15 protein-coding genes are annotated in these 19,388 nt (G+C 32.4%); 2 read left to right on the forward strand and 13 right to left on the reverse strand.

The window, feature by feature from the left end; all coding sequences use genetic code 11:
• Window positions 1-77: 77 nt before the first annotated feature.
• The 4 genes from hisD to J2Y38_RS18505 form a co-directional block, all read right to left on the reverse strand.
• A complete protein-coding gene (hisD, locus tag J2Y38_RS18490) occupies window positions 78-1,361 on the reverse strand; it encodes a histidinol dehydrogenase (RefSeq protein ID WP_309845414.1) in 1,284 nt (427 codons plus the stop codon).
• Window positions 1,362-1,564: 203 nt separating this feature from the next.
• Window positions 1,565-2,422, reverse strand: coding sequence for an ATP phosphoribosyltransferase (gene hisG / locus J2Y38_RS18495; protein ID WP_053471449.1), 858 nt, complete (start codon window positions 2,420-2,422; stop codon window positions 1,565-1,567).
• A 303-nt stretch (window positions 2,423-2,725) separates the two neighbouring features.
• Window positions 2,726-4,132 (reverse strand): HAMP domain-containing sensor histidine kinase, encoded by a 1,407-nt coding sequence (locus tag J2Y38_RS18500; RefSeq protein ID WP_309845417.1) that lies wholly within the window; start codon window positions 4,130-4,132, stop codon window positions 2,726-2,728.
• Entirely contained in the window at window positions 4,133-4,798 is a 666-nt protein-coding gene (locus J2Y38_RS18505; protein ID WP_073481278.1) for a response regulator transcription factor, read from the reverse strand. It lies immediately after the preceding gene.
• A 201-nt stretch (window positions 4,799-4,999) separates the two neighbouring features.
• Between J2Y38_RS18505 and J2Y38_RS18510 the strand changes: the two genes are divergently transcribed.
• Entirely contained in the window at window positions 5,000-7,090 is a 2,091-nt protein-coding gene (locus tag J2Y38_RS18510) for a sulfatase-like hydrolase/transferase (protein ID WP_309845421.1), read from the forward strand.
• 310 nt (window positions 7,091-7,400) lie between these two features.
• Here the strand turns inward: J2Y38_RS18510 and J2Y38_RS18515 are convergent, their stop codons facing one another.
• Window positions 7,401-8,399 carry a zinc dependent phospholipase C family protein gene (locus J2Y38_RS18515; RefSeq protein WP_309845423.1) on the reverse strand — a complete coding sequence of 333 codons (999 nt, stop codon included), beginning with the start codon at window positions 8,397-8,399 and terminating at the stop codon, window positions 7,401-7,403.
• Window positions 8,400-8,690: 291 nt separating this feature from the next.
• Between J2Y38_RS18515 and J2Y38_RS18520 the strand changes: the two genes are divergently transcribed.
• Entirely contained in the window at window positions 8,691-9,521 is an 831-nt protein-coding gene (locus tag J2Y38_RS18520) for a hypothetical protein (RefSeq protein WP_309845424.1), read from the forward strand.
• Between the two features lies 1 nt (window position 9,522).
• Here J2Y38_RS18520 and J2Y38_RS18525 read toward each other — a convergent pair whose 3' ends face one another.
• From J2Y38_RS18525 to J2Y38_RS18560, 8 genes are all read right to left on the reverse strand, one after another.
• The gene (locus J2Y38_RS18525) at window positions 9,523-10,488 is read right to left on the reverse strand and encodes a putative sulfate exporter family transporter (RefSeq protein ID WP_309845428.1); all 966 of its coding nucleotides are present in this window, start codon (window positions 10,486-10,488) and stop codon (window positions 9,523-9,525) included.
• Window positions 10,489-10,562: 74 nt separating this feature from the next.
• Window positions 10,563-11,459, reverse strand: coding sequence for a LysR family transcriptional regulator (locus J2Y38_RS18530; RefSeq protein WP_309845431.1), 897 nt, complete (start codon window positions 11,457-11,459; stop codon window positions 10,563-10,565).
• Between the two features lie 7 nt (window positions 11,460-11,466).
• Complete coding sequence (locus J2Y38_RS18535) at window positions 11,467-12,252, reverse strand: hypothetical protein (RefSeq protein ID WP_309845433.1); 786 nt, start codon at window positions 12,250-12,252, stop codon at window positions 11,467-11,469.
• 43 nt (window positions 12,253-12,295) lie between these two features.
• Window positions 12,296-14,323, reverse strand: coding sequence for a hypothetical protein (locus J2Y38_RS18540; protein WP_309845436.1), 2,028 nt, complete (start codon window positions 14,321-14,323; stop codon window positions 12,296-12,298).
• A 129-nt stretch (window positions 14,324-14,452) separates the two neighbouring features.
• On the reverse strand, window positions 14,453-15,199 hold the full coding sequence (gene fabG, locus J2Y38_RS18545; RefSeq protein WP_026729795.1) for a 3-oxoacyl-[acyl-carrier-protein] reductase: 747 nt from the start codon (window positions 15,197-15,199) through the stop codon (window positions 14,453-14,455).
• A gap of 466 nt (window positions 15,200-15,665) precedes the next feature.
• Complete coding sequence (locus tag J2Y38_RS18550; protein ID WP_309845438.1) at window positions 15,666-17,012, reverse strand: DUF4302 domain-containing protein; 1,347 nt, start codon at window positions 17,010-17,012, stop codon at window positions 15,666-15,668.
• Window positions 17,013-17,022: 10 nt separating this feature from the next.
• Complete coding sequence (locus J2Y38_RS18555; RefSeq protein ID WP_309845441.1) at window positions 17,023-17,883, reverse strand: substrate import-associated zinc metallohydrolase lipoprotein; 861 nt, start codon at window positions 17,881-17,883, stop codon at window positions 17,023-17,025.
• A 19-nt stretch (window positions 17,884-17,902) separates the two neighbouring features.
• The gene (locus J2Y38_RS18560) at window positions 17,903-19,378 is read right to left on the reverse strand and encodes a RagB/SusD family nutrient uptake outer membrane protein (RefSeq protein WP_309845442.1); all 1,476 of its coding nucleotides are present in this window, start codon (window positions 19,376-19,378) and stop codon (window positions 17,903-17,905) included.
• Window positions 19,379-19,388 lie beyond the last annotated feature (10 nt).

Raw genomic sequence — 19,388 nt, forward strand, 5'->3', positions numbered from 1 at the left:
AGCAAGAACCAAGATTAAAGATGAAAGGCTTTGCAAAAATCTTGACTCTTTCTTCTATTCTCTAGCTTCTATTTTCTCTATTCTAAACTCTTCAACCTTAAAGTTACTGCATTTTTATGTGCCTGTAAACCTTCGGCTTCAGCCATAGTTTCAATTGCCTTTCCGATGTTTTGGATTCCTTTTTCAGATATTTTTTGAAATGTCATTGACTTCATGAAACTATCAAGGTTTACACCGCTGTAATTTTTCGCATAACCATTTGTCGGTAAAGTGTGATTTGTTCCAGAAGCATAATCTCCGGCACTTTCCGGTGTGTAATTTCCAATGAAAACCGAACCTGCATTTACGATTCCGTTGCAGTAAAAATCATCATATTCTGAACAGATAATAAAGTGTTCCGGTCCATATTCATTGATTAAATCTAAAGCGATCTGATCATTTTCGACATAAATTAATTTCGAATTTTCGATTGCTTTTATAGCGATTGCTTTTCTTGGAAGCACTTCAATTTGTGATTGAATTTCTTTTTCAACTTGGTCAATTAATTTTCTTGAAGTCGAAACTAAAATTACCTGACTGTCTGTTCCGTGTTCTGCCTGCGACAATAAATCAGATGCTACAAAGGCTGGAACTGCAGTATCATCGGCAACAATTAACAATTCTGATGGGCCGGCCGGCATATCGATTGCAACTCCAAATTGTGTTGCCAATTGTTTTGCCACCGTTACAAACTGATTTCCGGGACCGAAAATTTTATAAACTTTTGGTATTGATTTTGTTCCAAAGGTCATTCCTGCAATTGCCTGGATTCCGCCTACTTTTAAAATTTTAGTTACACCGCATAAATTGGCTGCGTACAAAATTGCGGGATTTATTTTTCCTGTTTTATCTGGAGGCGAGCATAATACAATTTCTTTACAGCCTGCAATTTCAGCCGGAACTGCCAGCATTAAAACTGTTGAAAACAAAGGCGCTGTTCCGCCCGGAATATATAATCCTATTTTTTGAATTGGTCTTTTTTCCTGCCAGCAATTTACGCCTTCAATAGTTTCAACTTCTATCCTTTCTGTTTTTTGAGCGCTGTGAAACTTGTAGATATTGTCTTTTGCTAATTGAATTGCTTCTTTTAATTCATTCGGAATCAATGCAATTGCTTCATTTACTTCTACTGCAGAAACTTCATAATTCTCTAAAGTTATTCCGTCAAAAATTGAAGTGTATTTTGCTACGGCTTCATCTCCTTTTTTCTGTACTTCTCTGAAGATTTCTTTTACCGTAACTTCAATATCATCAATCGTTTGTGTTGGTCTTTTTAATATTTCAGACCAGGTATCTGGTTTTGGATTGTCTATTTTATTCATTTTATTTTTTGCTTTAAGCTTTAAGCAGTAAGCTTTAGGCTTTATTAACGTTGTGTTTGTTTTTACCGCAAAGTTCGCAAGGTTTTTTCTGTTCTTTGGCTTAGAAAACGATAAGTTCGCAAAGCTGTTGTCGAGAATTGGAATTTAATATTTTTTTAAAGCTTAAAGCCTATTGCCTAAAGCCTACAGCGCGCGACAGCGCATTAAAGAACCATTTTCTCAATTGGGCAAACTAAAATTCCTTCGGCTCCAACTTCTTTTAATTGGTCGATTACGTCCCAAAAAGTGTCTTTATCAATTACAGAGTGAACACTGCTCCAGCCTTCCTGCGCTAATGGCAGAACGGTTAAACTCCTTAAAACCGGAAGGATTTTTCCAACTGCATCGATTTTCTCATTTGGAATGTTCATCAAAATGTATTTTGAATTTCTCGCTCTTAAAACCGATTGTATTCTGAATTTTAAGGTATCAATGTGTTTTTGAATTTCTGGAGAAACTTTTGGTGAAACGGCAAGAACTGCTTCACTTTTTAAAATCACTTCAACTTCTTTTAGGTTATTTTTGAATAAAGTGCTTCCGCTTGAAACGATATCGACGATAGCATCAGCAAGACCAATATTTGGTGCGATTTCTACAGAACCTGAAATTTGGTGAATATCTACTGTTAACCCGAAAGAATTGAAATATTCGTTAACTGTATTTGGATAAGAAGTTGCAATTCTTAAACCTGCTAAATCCTGAATTGAATTGTATTCGAAGGTTTTAGGAACGGCAACAGAAACTTTGCATTTTGAGAATCCTAATCGTTGTACAACTTCGATTTCTTTTCCTTTTTCTACTAAAAGGTTGTCGCCAACGATGGCTAAATCTACTACTCCGTCAATTAAATACTGCGGAATATCTGAATTTCTTAGGTATAAAACTTCAAGAGGAAAGTTTGAAGCTTCGGCTTTTAACTGATCGATTCCGTTGTTGATTGAAATACCGCAGTCTTTTAAGATTTGAATGCTGTCTTCGTTTAAACGACCCGATTTTTGAATTGCAATTTTTAAAGTACTCATTTTTCTTTTTTTGTTAGATTAATAGTTTGAGTACAAAGAATTGGTATAAAAAAACCCGTTTGATGTACTCAAACGGGTTTTAAAATATGATGATTTACATGCATACCATTAACACATCGCTTGAGAGCAATAATGAAAATGATGATGATGTAATTGATTTGAAATCATTGTTTGGTTTGTTTTATAATTCTTTGATTCGGTTGCAAATATACTAGTTAATTTCATAAAAAAGCAATTTTTAATATAACTTAACGATAGTTTATTGTTAAAAAAAATCTGAAGTGCCATTTTTATTGAAAATTTTTAATTCACGAAAACGTTTTCTAAATCTTTATTAAAAGATAAAATTACAGTGGTTCCTACTCCTATTTCGCTTTCAATTTTAAATTTAATATGAAGTAGTTCGGTAATTCTTTTTACAATAGAAAGACCTAAACCAACTCCTTTAATTTCTGGATGTTCTGTATAATTTGACCTAAAAAATGGATTAAAAATCATTTCCAGATCTTCTTTTACAATACCAATTCCGTTATCAGAAATTTTACAAACTATTTTACTATTTTCTTTAAATAATAAAATTGAAATTTCCCCGTCAGGATTTGTATACTTCACGGCATTCGAAATAATATTTCTAAGAATTGTAATGATTAAGAAATTATCTGACTGAATATAAAAATCTGTTCCGGCATCAAATTTTACATCGAGCTTTTTGTTTTTTATTTTCTCAGAATTTAGCGTTAAAACATCTAAAATTATTGCATTTAAATAGACTTTTTCTGCATTAATCTGCTGTTTTTGATTATCAAATCTTGCCATTGTTAAAAGCTGATCTACGAGCATATTTAAATGATCAACTTCGTTTATGCAATAGTTTATTTTATCTTCGTATTCCTTGTTATCTCTGGGTTTACGAATAAGTACTTCAAGTGTTCCTTTAATAACCGTTAATGGCGTTCTTAACTCGTGTGAAGCATCTGATGTGAATTGTTTTTCACGTTCAATAGCGTCTTCAATTCGGTTTAATAAATTGTTGATGGTTTTGGAAAGCGTATACAATTCGTCGCGCGTTTTAGGGAGCGGAATACGCGCTTTCAGATTGTCTTTTGTTATGATTTTTGAAGTATTAATTATAGCATTTATAGGCTTAATACTTCTGCCGGCAAAAAATCTGGCTAAAATGAATAACAGTATTAAAATCGCTAAAAACGATAAAAACATAATATCAAATAAATTGTTTAATACCAATTTAGAATCTGATAGTGACATTGCTACTATAATATATCCTATAGATTTATTATGAACATTTAATTTAACCTGAATTTGTCGAATGGCATGATCTCCCATTTTGGTATCAAACAATTCATAATCTCCAACAGAATCATGAAATTTGAGTGTTTGTGTTTTTAGATTTGGCGCTTTTTCAATAATTTTTTTATTCAAATCTAAAAACTCTACAAAAACAGGGTTTACATCAACGGTATTGTGTTCACGTTCCTCCCATTCTTCTTCATCAATAAGGATTACTTTTCCGTTTTGTACTTTAATTTCTTCTAAATGGTTCTTGATTTCAACTTTGATATTTTCGTCGATGTGGCTGTAAACGGTATGTTTTACGATAGAATATATAACCGAAAAAACCACAAGAATCAATAGACCTGTGGTTATGATATAGTTTAAGGCAATTCTGTTTTTAAAGGAAAGCTGGTTCATTTATAAGTCATTTGCAATGTAACCTACACTGCGGATGGTTTTGATATAATCTTCTTCTATTTTTAATTTGAGTTTTTTACGAATGGCATTCATAAAAACATCAATCACGCCGGTATCGTATTCAAAATTAATATCCCAAACGTCTTTTAAAATCTGATTTCGTGTGCAGACTTTTCCTTTGTTTCGTATTAGATAAGTCAAAAGTTCAAATTCTCTTTGTGTTAAAGCAATTTCTTCATCATTTTTTAAAACAATATGCTTAGTAAGATCTATTTTAATAGTTCCTAATGACAGCGTTTCACCGCCGCCTCTGTTTCTAAAATGGATTTTAACTCTTTCTACCAATTCTTCAAAACTAAAAGGCTTTTTTATATAATCATTTGCCCCCGCTTTCAGGCCTTCTATAGTTTCCTGAACCGTATCTTTTGCGGTTAAAAAGATTATTGGTGTTTTTTGGTCTTTGATTCTGATTGCTTTGCATAAATCCAAACCATTGATTTTAGGGATCATCCAATCGAGCAAAATCAAATCAAATTTATGATTCTGAGTTAATTCAAAAGCTTTTGAACCATCATTTGCGGTTGTAATTTTATATCCTTCTTCCCGCAGTCCCTGTTCTAAAAACTGAACAATTCCTAACTCATCTTCAACAATTAAAATATGCATATCGTATTATTTTGATCCAGGATTAATATCTCTTTTACTCTTCAAAGATAGAGATTTTAAGGCTTTTAACCACTTAAAATCATAACAATAGGTTAAAATTCGTGATCTTAAGCAAACATTAAGTGTAGACTAAGTAAGGTAAAAGGGTAACTTCATCTGTCGTTAATTATTCGAAATTAATTTTGCAGAAAATAAAATACCATGAGTTCTTTTAAAAAATTTTCCCCGTTTTATAATCTGGCCATTTTCTATTTTTCTGTAAGTTTTATATTGAGAATTGTTTTGATTTTTCATCCAATAACGCAAAGTTCTTTTAAATTTTTAGAAAGCTTGAAAATTTTTGGTTTAGGATTACTTTCAGATTTTTTTGTTTTCGTGATTGCCTCGATTTTTCTTTGGCTGTATCTTATTTTCCTTTCAGAATCTAAATATAGTAAGCCTTATGGTTATGTTATTTTAGGATTTTTGGGTTTGTTACTTTTATATACGGCTTCGGGAAAAAGTATATTTGACGAATACGGAGGCGCTTTACCCAGAATTATCTTGATTTTTATAGGGTTAAAAACAATATTATTTACAGTTTTTCTTTTGCTGCCAAAATATCGAACCAAACTTAGATTTTGGCTTTATTCGTTTGTCGTTTTTCTATATGTTTTATTAATTCTGCAAAACGGATTGAGTGAATATTTCTTTTGGAACGAATTTGGTGTAAAATACAATTTCATTGCGGTTAATTATCTCATTTATACTAACGAAGTTATTGGGAATATTATGCAGTCTTACCCTGTAATTCCTTTATTTTCGGCTTTATTTCTGGTTAGCGGGATTGTTACTTATTTTATAGTTAAAAGGTCTAAGGATTATCTTAACGAGATTCCTTCTTTTACTGAAAAAGTAAAAATATCTGGCGTTTACTGGCTTTTATTTGCGATTTCACTTGTTGCGATTCCAACTTTGGCGAAGACCGAAAACTCTAAAAATGTATTTGTAAATGAATTGCAGTCTAATGGATTATATAAGTTCTATCTGGCGTTTGAAAACAACAAATTAGATTATTTCAAATTTTACAAAACACTGCCGAATCAGGAAGCTTTTACTATTTTGAAGAAACAGTTTCCCACTATTTCCGGAGAAAATACATTTCAGAAAATTTCCAGTGATTCTATTGAAAGTCATAAAAATGTGGTTTTAATTACGGTTGAAAGTTTAAGTGCTGATTTTATGAAAACGTATGGAAATCAAGAAAATATAACGCCGTTTTTAGACAGTTTATCTCAAAAAAGCCTTCAGTTTACGAATTTGTATGCTGCCGGAAACCGCACTGTACGCGGACTTGAAGCTGTTACTTTATGTCTGCCGCCAACTGCTGGAGAAAGTGTTGTAAAACGTGAAGATAATAAGAACAAATTTTCTACCGGTTCTGTATTTAAACAGAAAGGTTATAACGTGAAATTTATGTACGGCGGGGATGCTTTTTTTGATAATATGCAGGATTTCTATTCTGGCAACGGTTATCAAATTGTAGATAAATCTAGTTTTACTCCAGAGGAAATCACGTTTTCAAACGTTTGGGGTGTTTGTGATGAGGATATGTACAACAAGGCGATTAAAGTAATGAATGCTGAAGCTGGACAAAATAAGCCTTTCTTTAATCATATTATGACGGTGAGTAATCACAGGCCTTTTACTTATCCAAACAATAAAATTGATATTCCGGGTGATATTAAATCTCGTGACGGCGGCGTAAAATATACTGATTATGCGCTTAAAAAATTCTTTGATATGGCCCGAAAACAGCCTTGGTTCAATAATACTGTTTTTGTAATTGTTGCTGATCATTGTGCTTCGAGTGCCGGAAAAACGGAACTTCCGCTTGACAAATACAGGATTCCGGCTTTTATTTATACGCCGAATGAAAAACCTGAAAAATGTAATAAATTAATGTCGCAAATTGATCTTATGCCTACGCTTTTTGGTTTATTGCATTTTGATTATGACAGTAAATTTTTCGGACAGGATGTTTTAAAACCTTCTTATAAACCAAGGGCGTTTATTGCTACTTATCAGGATTTAGGCTTAATAAAAGATAATGTTTTGACTATTTTATCGCCTAAACAAGAGGTAAAACAATTTGCTTTAAAATTAGATCCAAAAGATAGTGTTTCATCTGATTTTCAGGTTGAGTACGACGAAATGCCGTTGAAAAAGCAAAAAATGGATTTGGTTAATGAAACTATTTCTTATTATCAATCTGCTTCATTTTTGCTGAAGGAGAAGAAATATCAGAAGTAAAAATGCGGTTAATGGCCCGCAGATTTGGCGGATTTAAACAGATTTTTTATACCTAGGCGTGAAATACTGGGCGTAGACGCACTGCTGTGCGTCTCTACATAATATCGTTGTGTATAAAATATATTGAGATGGATTGATCGACATGAATTAATCGTAGAGACGCACAGCAGTGCGTCTACGCAATCTAAATCTACAATCTTAATTCAAATTTTTGAAATTCCAAATACCAACTAAAAACAAAAAGCCTCAAATTCATTTAGAATTTGAGGCTTTTTGTTGAAACTTGAAACTTTAAACCTGAAACAAAAATTTAATCATTCTGATTTTTCAATCCGAATAAATCTCCTTTTTTAAACAATAATAAATCGTCTTTTAAAGCTTGGTTATTTCTTTGTGTTACAGCTGATGAATCTAAATCGCTTAAATCAGGTTTTCCGGCATTTACCCAAGCTGTATACCAAAAACTTGCTGTTGCAGTAATGGCTTTTTTCATTTGGCTTTCCACCATTCCGTTTAGCTGATCGTTTAGTTTCTTTGCATATTCATCAGAGAAAATTGGAGTGTTGTATTTGCTTTTTAATACTTTTCCGTCAGCATCCATTTTAAAAACCTGATTCTCCGGCGTTGAAGTTCTTAGTTTTTTATCGATATCCAATAATGGCTGTGCTAAACTGTGTGTATCGTTGATCATGTCCCAAATTGCTTTATGAACATCTCCATAATATTGAGCCTGAGGAACATTTAATTTATAATTTTTAGCAAATAATTCAGGAAGTCTGCTTTCCCAAAGAGAATGAATTCCCTTTTGATCGCTTAATTGTCCATCATGATTTGCAGAAGTATGTAATGGCATATGCGCGTCACCAATATAATGACCTAAATCTGCAGCAAGAAATAAAATTTCTGCTCTGTTTTTATCTTTAAAAGCTTTAGTTAATTTCGCCATCATATCTTCAATATACCAAGGTAAAATTCCGTTATCGTTCAAGAATTTAGCATCGTATTTTTTCTTTGCGGCTTCTATTGACTGCGGAATACTGTCTGCAGAACCAAAGTTTTCCATGTCGAAATAATGTCTTGGATTTTCGTCTTTATAATTTAAAGCATATTTACGAATATCCGGAACAGAAGCTTCCTGCGTAATAAAATCAATGTGGTTGTAAAAGAAAACCTGAAGTTGTTGTGGTAAAGCCATTACAGCTGCTTTATTAATTCTCTCATGGCCTACAATTCCCCATGATAAAGTAAAAAAACCAATAATTAATGCGAAGAGTGCAATTAACTTTGGCCTCATTTTGAAGTTTTTCATTTTGTTTTTGTATTTGGAAGGCAAAGTTACCGTATTTAAAGATAATTTAAAAGATTACCCTTGAAGAATATGTTAATTTAACTTTTATAAGTTTTTGAACCATATAAGTGATATAAGTTCATGTTAAAGATTTTTATTTGTAAGTTTGTTAGTGACTTTAGTTTTATAAATATGCGCCATATACATTTATTTTTTTTGCTTCTTATTAGTTCTGTTTGTTTCGCTCAAGAAGCTGACATAGAGCTAAAAAACATTAACGATACTATCTTAAATACCAAGCGGGTTCTTAAAATGCAAGACCCAATTGACGGGGTAAAAACAATGCAAAAACTGTTTCCAGGAAAATTATACAATCTTTCTGATCATAATACATTTATAAGCTGGAAATGTAAAACTTGTAAACCTTTGCCTTTTACTGATGTGAATGGTGTTGAAGGTGATCAATTGTTTCCTTATTCTGAAGGTGTGGCAACAAGACTTCTTTCCAATATTGATTATGCTGATTCTAAAGGAAACCAATTCAAAATCTTGGCTTTTAATCATTCATATTATGATGCTGATGGTTTACAAACCGGACGTTTTTCTGGCGGTTTATTAGGTTTGGCAAAATTTGCTAAAAATGGTAATGCTTGGGAAATGAGATCTTTTCAGCCTGCAGTTGCTGCTTTTGGTGCTTTTTCACAATCACCAAAACCTAAACTTTTGCAAATTGGAGAAGATCAATATGCTTTTACTTTACTACATGTAAATGGCGGTGCAGGCGGACCTTTTGAAGGCTGGTTATACTTAGTTGCTGGTTTTGATGGTAAATATCAGCCCATTATGGAAGTACAAAAATATCAGTTAACAAATGTAGCGAGTGTTGAATGGTCTGGCTCTTATACTGTTGTGAACGATAATACTAAAAAACATTTTAGGGATATTATTATAAAAACGAACGGCTCTTTTAATAAAGCTGCTAAAGCCGAAGATGAATTTGAGGTTGATCTTCCTGAAGAAATCGCTGCAATGGCAAAAACTAAAAAATCATTTAATTTTGAAATTGAGAGGCGTTTTTCTTTTAAGGGAAAATCATATAAATTGATTGGTAAACCTGTTGTCAAATTTTCTAATGTGAAATAATCTAGCTTAGAAAAATAATTGACGCTAAACTTAAGCCTGCAATAAATACCCAAAGAAAAACTCCTTGGAGTAAAGGCTTTACTCCTACTGATTTTAAAGTGTTTACATTTAAAGTTGCTCCAATTAAAAACAATGTAATTGTTAAACCAATTTTAGCCAGATTTACTATGTGCGGTGCAACAATCGATACTTGCGGAATGTAAGAATTGATAAGCATTGCCAAAACAAACAATCCGATAAAATAAGGGATTTTTATTTTACTATTTTTATTTTTAAAAATAACGGCTGTTAAAAGTGAAATTGGAATAATCCATAAGGCTCTGGCCAGTTTTACGGTTGTTGCGATTTGCAAAGCTTCGGCTCCATATTTGTTTGCGGCTCCAACTACAGAACTTGTATCGTGAATAGCAATCGCGCACCATAATCCGAAATCTTTTTGAGACAAATCAAGCTGATGTCCGATGAATGGGAAAGCAAACAACGCAATTGAATTTAGTATAAATATTACACCCAAAGCGATTGATGTTTGGTTTTCGTTTGATTTTATTACGGGAGAAATTGATGCGATGGCGCTTCCACCGCAAATTGCCGTTCCGCATGAAATTAAATGTGATGTTTTTTTCTCGGTTTTAAGCCATTTTCCCAATAGAAAACCAAATATTAAGGTGCTGAAAATTGAAAATATAGTCAATACAAATCCTTCTTTACCTGCTGAGAATGCGCTTGCTGCGTTCATTCCGAAGCCTAAACCTACTACTGAAAACTGCAATAAAAAAGTTATGGCTTTGCTGTTGAATTCTACAAATGGATTTCCAAATACATTCACTATGATAACACCAAGTAATAATGCAACTGGTGGAGAAATTATCGAAAATAAACACAGTAATATTACCACAGCAAAAATTAACTGCTGTAAAAAATGATTTATTTCAAATAAATGTGACGCGGAATGTTGTTTCGTTTTCAAAATAGAGTAATTGATATTTACTCTGCAAAGTTCCGTTGATTAAATGGAATTCGCCAATCGTAAAATACAATCGACTATAACTTCAAGTTATAATGGTTTGCGATATTCTGAATAAACAACTCTGATAAAGGATCTGATTTTCCTAATAAAGTAATGATATAAAAATGTCTTTCTATTGCTAATTTCTCAACATCTAAAACAATTAATTCTTTGTTTTTCAATTCTTTGCTCACTGCATGAATGGACATAAAAGCAAAACAATCTGAATTTAATAAATATGATTTTATGCTTTCTGTACTTCCTAATTGCATTTCGATTTGCAAGTCTGAGAATTTTAAACCGACATTTTTAAGTGCAAATTCTATAACTTCAAGTGTTCCTGATCCGCGTTCGCGAGTTATGAATTTCATTGATTTTAAATCGTTTACCGAAATTTCATTTTGCTGTACAAATTGATTGTTGCTGTTACAGACTAAAACCAATTCGTCTTTTAAAAACGGAATGTATTTTATGGATTGATTTTTTGATTGTCCTTCGACAATTCCAATTTCGATTTCTTTATTGATTAAGGCGTTTTCGATTTGTTCTGTATTTCCGTTTAACAAATTGACTTTTATGTCTTTTTGCTTTTGGTGAAAACGTGCCAAAACTGGAGAAATGATATATTGTGAAATTGTGGTACTTGCGCCTAATCGCAATAATCCTTGACGTTCACTGATAAACGAACTCATTTCAAAATCGATTTCTCGGTAAATTTCGAAGATTTCTTTGGTATGTTTTAACAGAATTTGTCCGGCAGGAGTTAAAGCGATTTTAGAACCGTTTCGTTCAAAAAGTTTTGTTTTGTAGGTTTCTTCGAGTTCCTGAATATGCTTGGAAACCGCTGGCTGCGTTATATACAATTCGGTTGCCGCTTTAGTAAAATTAAGGCGGAGCGCAACGGTGTAGAAAACTTTTAGCCTGAAATCCATGTTTTATCTAATATTTACCAATTGCTTCAACTCCTGTTTCTGAAAATTTTAAAATTTCAGTTGTAATTGGATATCCTGACTTCTCATATTCTTCAAGCACTACAGAGCCAAGACGTTCTGAAAAATATTGAAAATCTTGTTCTGAAAAAACATAACAAAAGTCTCTCACCGGAATAACAGCATAAAAAGGGAAACCTATTTTGTTTTTAATTAAATCCTTAATTTTTAATGAAAAAAGGCAAGCACTCTTAAGCCACACATCCTCAATATTAATCATTCCAAGCTTATGCTCTTCGATATCTTCAACCTCAATCTGTACTTTATCTAGCAAAGTGTCTAAATTAAAATCAACTTGATTTTTTAGTTGTTCTAAGTTTAAGTTCCAGTCTAACAAATCATCATTGGAAATAAATGAAAAACCATTATCAGTATTTACAATGAAAGCTTTACTAAATTCATTTGTAACTTTTTCATTTATAAGATTTTCAAATTCGAAGTCATTAGGAAAAAACTGAACAAATACTTTGTCCTTTATATTTTCCCAATCTTCTTTTTTAAAAGAATGTGAAACGATTGTATTAATTAAATTGGTTATATGAATATCATCCGAATCTCTTTCATAATTGCGTCTAACATTATCCAAATTTACTTTTAAATCAGACTCATCTAAGTTTATATGAATGAAACCATCTTTATCAATAGAATCAATAGTTAGTCCTTTGCTTTCAAGCAGTAATTTAAACTTATTAAAAACAACATCATCTTTACTATTATTTTTAAAGAAATTAAACATATCAAGAAATTTAGGTTTTATATAAAACGATATTTAGAAGTTCTTACAACAGTCCATTATATTTCCTAACAAACCATTCCGTTGTCAACAAAGTAGCAATTAATATCAATAACCAAACCCAGTCAATTATTGGAGTTTTGGTTGACACGTTTTTCTCGATTGATTTGTATTCTTTGTTTTCTAAAAGTGTATTGATCAAATCTTGTGCTTGATTTTCGAAGAAAGCTTTTCCGTTGGTTTGTAAAGCCAATTGTTTCAGTTTTAAAACATCCGGATTTACAAATTGCTTTTCGATATCAAAATCTAAAATTTCAAAATGACTGGAATACGATGTGTTTGAATTTAATTCTTTTACGGTGAAATTATATTTTCCTGCTGTTAATCCTTCTAAATTTACGGAGAACGAATTATTTCCTTTTAATAAATCGTAGTTTTTAGCTTGTTTGGTTTCAGCATTTGTAACCGTGATTGTTAGTCTTGCTTTTTCGTCAAACTCATAATTTTTATTGAAGTATTGGGCGTTGATTACAATTTCTTCTCCAGAATTATAAAAGCTTTCGTGTGTTACTACTAATGATTTTTTTGAAGTTGATGTTGCTAAAAACTGAATTATCTTATCTACAAAAACATCATATTTTTCAAATGACTGATTGTCGATATGGCTTTGTAAACGCCATTTCCAGCTGTTTTCTCCTAAAAGAAAAGCGGTTCGTTTTCCTTGATTTTCGGCGAAAGCCAATAAAGGTGCATTGGTAGAAACGTTTCTAATTTTTGAAGAAAGCAAAACAGATACATTTCCGTTTGTAGAAATTGTTCCGAATGCATTTTGCAATGGCGGGAAATTTTCAAAACCAATATTATCGATTGCAAACAAATTAAACTGTGGTTGAAACTCTGATAAATAATCTTCAACCTGTCCGCTCATTTTGAAGATTAAATTGTTTTGCTGCTGATTTAGAAAATTAAAATCGGTGCTGTTTCCGGTTATGATAAAGGTATTTCTTCCGGCTGCTTTATTGTTGTCAAAAATTGGTTTGAAAGCATAAGTCGGCTGATATAAAACTAGAACTGAAGCTTCTTGTAACTGATTAATATCATTTGGTTTAACCAAGATCACTTTACGTTGTGCATTAACTTCTATGGAACGTTTTAAGGCCGCAATATCCGGGTGGTTTATTGCCGAAACAATTGCAATCGTTGATTTTTGATCGATGATTTCAACCGCAAAATTCTTGATATTATTATAGCTGTTTTTCTCTTTTGCGTTTGATGAAATATTGGCTCTAAAAATTTGTAATCCTACTTTATCAGCTGGTAAAAGTAAATTTAAAGTGGCCGTTTTTTTTGATGGAGAAAAAGAAACTTTCTCTTTTGCTACAATTGAATTTCCCTGCGAAATTGTAAAATCGGCAGTTGTGGTTTTGTCTCCGGCATATTGCAGGAATACTTCAACGGGAAATTTATTTTTGTGGAATGCATATTTGTTTACGTTAAGCTGATTTATTTTTAAATCAAAAAACGTAGTTGTATCTCCTACAACCAAAGGATAAACTTTATTAGCAGGATCGAATCTATAAACGTAGTCGTTTCCTGTAGTTTGATTTCCGTCGGTAATAATAACCGTTGGGAAAGTCAGGTTTTTGTTGATGCTTTTTAAATTCTTGGCAACTTCATCTAAATTGGTTTGTTTTCCTTTGAAATCAAATTTATCTGAAGTTTTAAATTCGTCGTCAAACTGATACGACTGAATTTCGAATTTTTCTTTTAATGCAGGATTTGAGATTAGCTTTTGATATAGTTCGACTGCTTTTTTATCTGATTTTAAAGCTGTTATTGAACTCGAATTATCGACTGCAATGGCTAATGGTGTTTTGGTTATTTCGAGCGAACTTTTAGAAATTATCGGGTTTATCAATAAAACCAATAATCCAAATATGGCCAGAAAACGTAAAAAAGCCAAAAACCAAATCAGATTTGATTTGTTTTTGGCTTTATAAAAGTATTGAAAGTACGACAAACCACCCGCTATTACTAAAGAAAGTAATAATAATAAAATCGTGTTTGTAGTCATATTTTTTTAGTATTCAGTAATCAGTTTTTAGTGATCAGCATTAGAAATCGAATTATAACAAATGTGTTCTCTTTATTATTTTTCAGATTATATATTTACTGAATACTTAAAACTGAACACTGCAAACTATTAAGTAAGCATTCCTCCACAAACATTAAGAACTTGTCCTGTAACGTATGCACTCATATCTGAAGCTAAGAAAAGACAAGCATTTGCAACATCTTCAGTAGTTCCGCCACGTTTCAACGGAATTCCGTCTCTCCATCCTTTTACTACATCTTCCGGTAATTTTGCAGTCATTTCAGTTTCGATAAAACCTGGAGCGATTGCGTTGCAGCGAATATTACGAGAACCTAATTCTAAAGCTACTGATTTTGTAAAACCAATTGCTCCGGCTTTTGAAGCTGCGTAGTTTGTTTGCCCTGCATTTCCAGAAACTCCAACTACAGAACTAATATTGATGATAGAACCTGCACGTTGTTTTAAGAAAGTTTTTTGGATTGCTTTTGTCATATTGAAAACTGATTTCAAGTTAACATCAATAACCTGGTCAAAATCAGCTTCAGACATACGCATAAGTAAGTTGTCTTTTGTGATTCCGGCGTTGTTAATTAAAATATCAACTGTTCCAAAATCTGCTAAAACAGCATCAACAAAAGCTTGTGCCTCATTAAAATCGGCTGCGTTAGATTGGTAACCTTTTGCTTTAACTCCTAAACTATTTAACTCAGCTTCAAGAGCTTCTGCAGATGCAGCAGATGAACTATATGTAAATGCTACGTTTGCTCCGTGTTTAGCAAAAACTTCTGCAATTCCTTTACCAATTCCGCGGCTCGCGCCAGTAATGATTGCTACTTTTCCTTCTAGTAATTTCATATTAAGGTATTCGTTTTTATTTTTCGAATTACAAATATAGAGTATTTGGGCATTTAATAAAATTTGTTTTATAAAAATTGGCTCAGAATTTTCTTTTATTACAAACAAAAAAACAGCTCAAAAAACTGAGCTGCTTCCACCAAAATAAATAAAACTAAAATCTTAACATCAATTTTTAAAGGATATTTTCTTTCTACTGATGCTGGTTTTCTTTTTTTCGTTTTAAACGATCATATATTATAGCAATAACTGCAAGAATTATAGAGATATATAAATAGTATCTTAAATACTCATAGTACATCTCATTTATAAATAAAAGCCCTATTCCCCAGATGAAAATGGAAATATTTGCTGGTGTTATATATTTTTTCATACTAATTATTCTTTAGGATATCTGATTTTAATAAAAAAACAGCTCAAATGAATGAGCTGCTTTCTCCAAAATAAAAATTAAAACTAAAAATTACTATAATTGATATGTTGTTGTTCTAAAGTTATTCGTAGGACTTGTAACTGTATAGATGTTGTTTGTAAACTGGATTTTAAATGCTTCTTTTTTCAGGTAAAGTCCTGCTGCGTTGAAGAATTCATCATCAAGATTTTTTAAGAAAGCCGGAGCCGGAATAAATGCTGATCCGTTATCCCATGAATCGTGAGTTAGAATAATACGTTTGTTTGTATCATCTGCACTTGTTGTAAAGTTGTGATAAACGCTTGGTCTTCCGCCTGCGAAACGATATTCTATATAGTTACCAAAAGCTGAATTGAAATAAATTTGAATTCTGGTTATTTTTTGGTTTGCCGGTAATGTAGCATTTGCAGCGTCAAATAACGTTTTAAAGTATGTTGATGTTGTTGGTGCTGTATAAAGGTTGGCAGTAATAAAACTAATAACCATTTGCGGCTGACCATTTAAGAAGTTCTTATAGTCATCTGTAATGATTAAAGGTTTACTAGAATATTTAATTTCAGCTTTAACTCCTCCTGTTCCTGTTGCTGTAAAACTTCCGTCAGCATCATTATACACAAAGTTTGATAATTTTTGCCCGCCTACTTCTACTGCAGGGCTTACTACAATTCCAGTTGGTGTGTACCCTACTCCCATGTTGTAGCTGATAGAATATCCGCTTTCGATAGAATTAGATTCTGCAAAACGCGTTATTTCGCTAAAAGAAAAATCAAATTTGTGCGTTGTTGTACCGTCTGTCGTTTCTAATAATCTAAAAAGCGGTCTTGCATCACTTCCAATAACGTTTTGCTCCATTACTAAATTCTGAGACAATTTTGTCCAATCATCAGCAGTTGCTTTTACAAAACGAATTTCTGTACCGTTTCTGTTTGCTTTAAAAATGATTTCTCCGTTTTCTTGTCCGTAGTATAAAAACTGAAAATCTCCTAAATATCCTTTAGCTCTTAATGCCGGAATTGGATAACTATCTGAGTCAGATAAAAGGTGAATTCTGTTATTTGTAGTAAATGTTAAACTTACTGTACTTCCAAGTTGTATTGCGTATTCACTTTTGTATACATTAGTATCAGCATCAAAATCTGAAGCCATTTCTACAGTTCCATCTTGTGCAAACTTAAACAAATGTGTGTATCCGCCTAAAACTGTATTATCTGTAAAATAAACCGCTTTCCAACCAAACTGTGATGAAAGTAATGCAGTATTAAGTTCAGATTTTTGATTGTTTAAACGTGTTGTAGGCGTTTCGTCAAATAATTGGTCGGCATCTGTATTGTTATTACAGCTGCTTAAATGCAGTATCAAAATAGCTGCAAATAAATACTTATATATGTTTTTTATTTTCATGATACTTGTGTTAGTTGTTTATTACAGCAGTTGTGTTTTTCTCAGCTTCATCTCTTAAAGCATAAAAATCCATGTTAAATGCTTCTTTGAAATATTTTACTACCAAGGCTTCTTTTGTTTTTAATGCCTGATATGCGAAAGGACTTTCGATACCATCTAAAAATGCTTCGTATTCTGCTTTTGTAAAAATTAAGATCGTTGAAGCTGTTTCTGCAAAGTCTTCATTAATATTTGATCTCGCATAAGATGTAATAAACCCGATTTCGTTTGATTCCGGAATATCATAATTATACCAGTCTGCTGTATATCCTACAGGTGTCACTGCAGCCCATGCTTTTTCGTCAAAAGGTTTGTTTTGATTCAAAATATGGATGTACTCGTGCTGAATTGTATGAATAAATTCTGAAACGTTTGCACGATCTGTCTGATCGATATAATCTGTTTCAAACAATGTAACACGTTGCCCTCCTTCAGCTATACCTAAGGTTCTTGTTCCTACACTGTTTAAGTTTACTCCTCCAACTAAAACAATTTCTCTTGGTGCGATTTTTTTAACGAAATCTGCACCACCAACTGTTGAGTAGCTTTTTAACCAAATTTCTTCAACAATTTCAAGTGCCGGCTGTACTTTTTCAACTGATGGTGGAAATAAATAACGGCTGTTATCTACTGTATTTTGGTTCCATTTGTATTGTACATTAATATTAAATGGGTTTAAATATGTAGTTGTGATCCAATTATCTAAGGCTGTTTTTGTTGGCTGTGTAAAGTCTAATTGGCTTTCTCCCGGCTGATCATCGCTTCCGCATGAAATTAAAGCTGCCGAAACCAAGGCCATAACGATAATTTTATTGTATTTGAATAGTTTCATAAGTTTTTAATTTTAAAGATTATCTAGGATTTAATTCAACACCTGTATTTGATGCGTGCAAAGGAATTTGTATTGCTCTGCGGTTGTCATCTTTTACTAAAGTGTTTACCGGTTTGTTTGTTGTTTCGTGATTCACTACGATGTTAAAACGTTTTACATCAAACCATCTCATTCCTTCGTGTATAAAATCTCTACGTCTTGTTTCTGCAATTGCTTTTACGTATGATGTTTGTACTGGTGTCATAGTGTAGAACGGCGTGTACTCATCTGCAATTACCGGATATTTAGCTACCACTTTTGCTTCTGTAAGTTTGTCTGTTGGTACATATCCTACAGTTCTTGTTGATAGAAAATATTCTAACTCGTCGTTTGCTGTTGCAATATCTCCTTTCATTACGTGAGCTTCGATTCTGTTTAAGAAAAACTCATCGTTGCTTAATAAAACTTCTGCAACATATGGATCTCCAATTCCTGCTGTTACATTTGAATATTTGAAATATTCATAAAATTTAGGAAGAAATACTGTAATACTGCTGTTTGATGAGTAAAAATTGTATAACCAAGGTTTATTAAACAAACTTGTTGCTGTACCAAAAATATCTGGATATCTAGCTCCCGAAAGGTAAAAACGGTTTGAATAATATGATCTGCTTACGATTGAATTTGCTGAAACGATTAATAAATTTGTTTCGGCATCGCTGCTTGCATAAGCTAATCTTTGATCAACGGCACTAAGTAAATCATAAGATGCAAAATCTCTTAATTTACCAACTGGTTTTGAACCTAAATCGCTTGTTAATTCTAGTACTCTGTCCCAGTCTCCTTTTATTAAATAAAATCTGCTGGCAAAAGCTTTTGAAGCGCTTACGTTGAAATGGAATTTTGGTTGTTTGTAATCGTTTGTTACGATTTTTAAACCATCTTCGATATCTTTTTCAATAAAGTCAAAAACTTCTTTTACCGTATTACGTTTGTATTTTGTAACTAATTCAGTTTCTGGTTTTGTAACGTAAGGAATTCCTAAATCTGATGCAGCAGTTGCAGGATTATAACGTTTTGACCAAAGTGAAACCAGCATAAAATGAGAATATGCTCTTGCAATTAATGCTTCTCCTTTTTGCGGGTTCAAACTTGCAGGGCTTCCTAAATCTTCAATTGCTTCTAATGCTTTATTTGCGTGTGCAATTGCAGTGTAGCAGGCATCCCAATAGTAAGCCTGAGTGTCTATATCTGTTGTTTCTGTTTGAATATCCCAGTTATAGCTTTGCTCATTTTTTCTTAATGTTTCAGGCATTCCGCTGTCAAAAACATTATCTGACATTGTTTCTGCAATATCAAAATAACTCATCTGCGGATAGGCTTCAACTAGTATTTCTGAAATTTTTGCAGGTGTGTCAATTTCTGTTCTGTTATCTGGTTTTTCCGAAAGGAAATCATCACAGCTAGTAATACTTATAAGTATTAATAGGGATAAAGCTATTTTTAAGTTTTTCATGTTTCTGACT

It is taken from the genome of Flavobacterium sp. 2755 (genome assembly GCF_031455715.1).
GTDB lineage: Bacteria > Bacteroidota > Bacteroidia > Flavobacteriales > Flavobacteriaceae > Flavobacterium.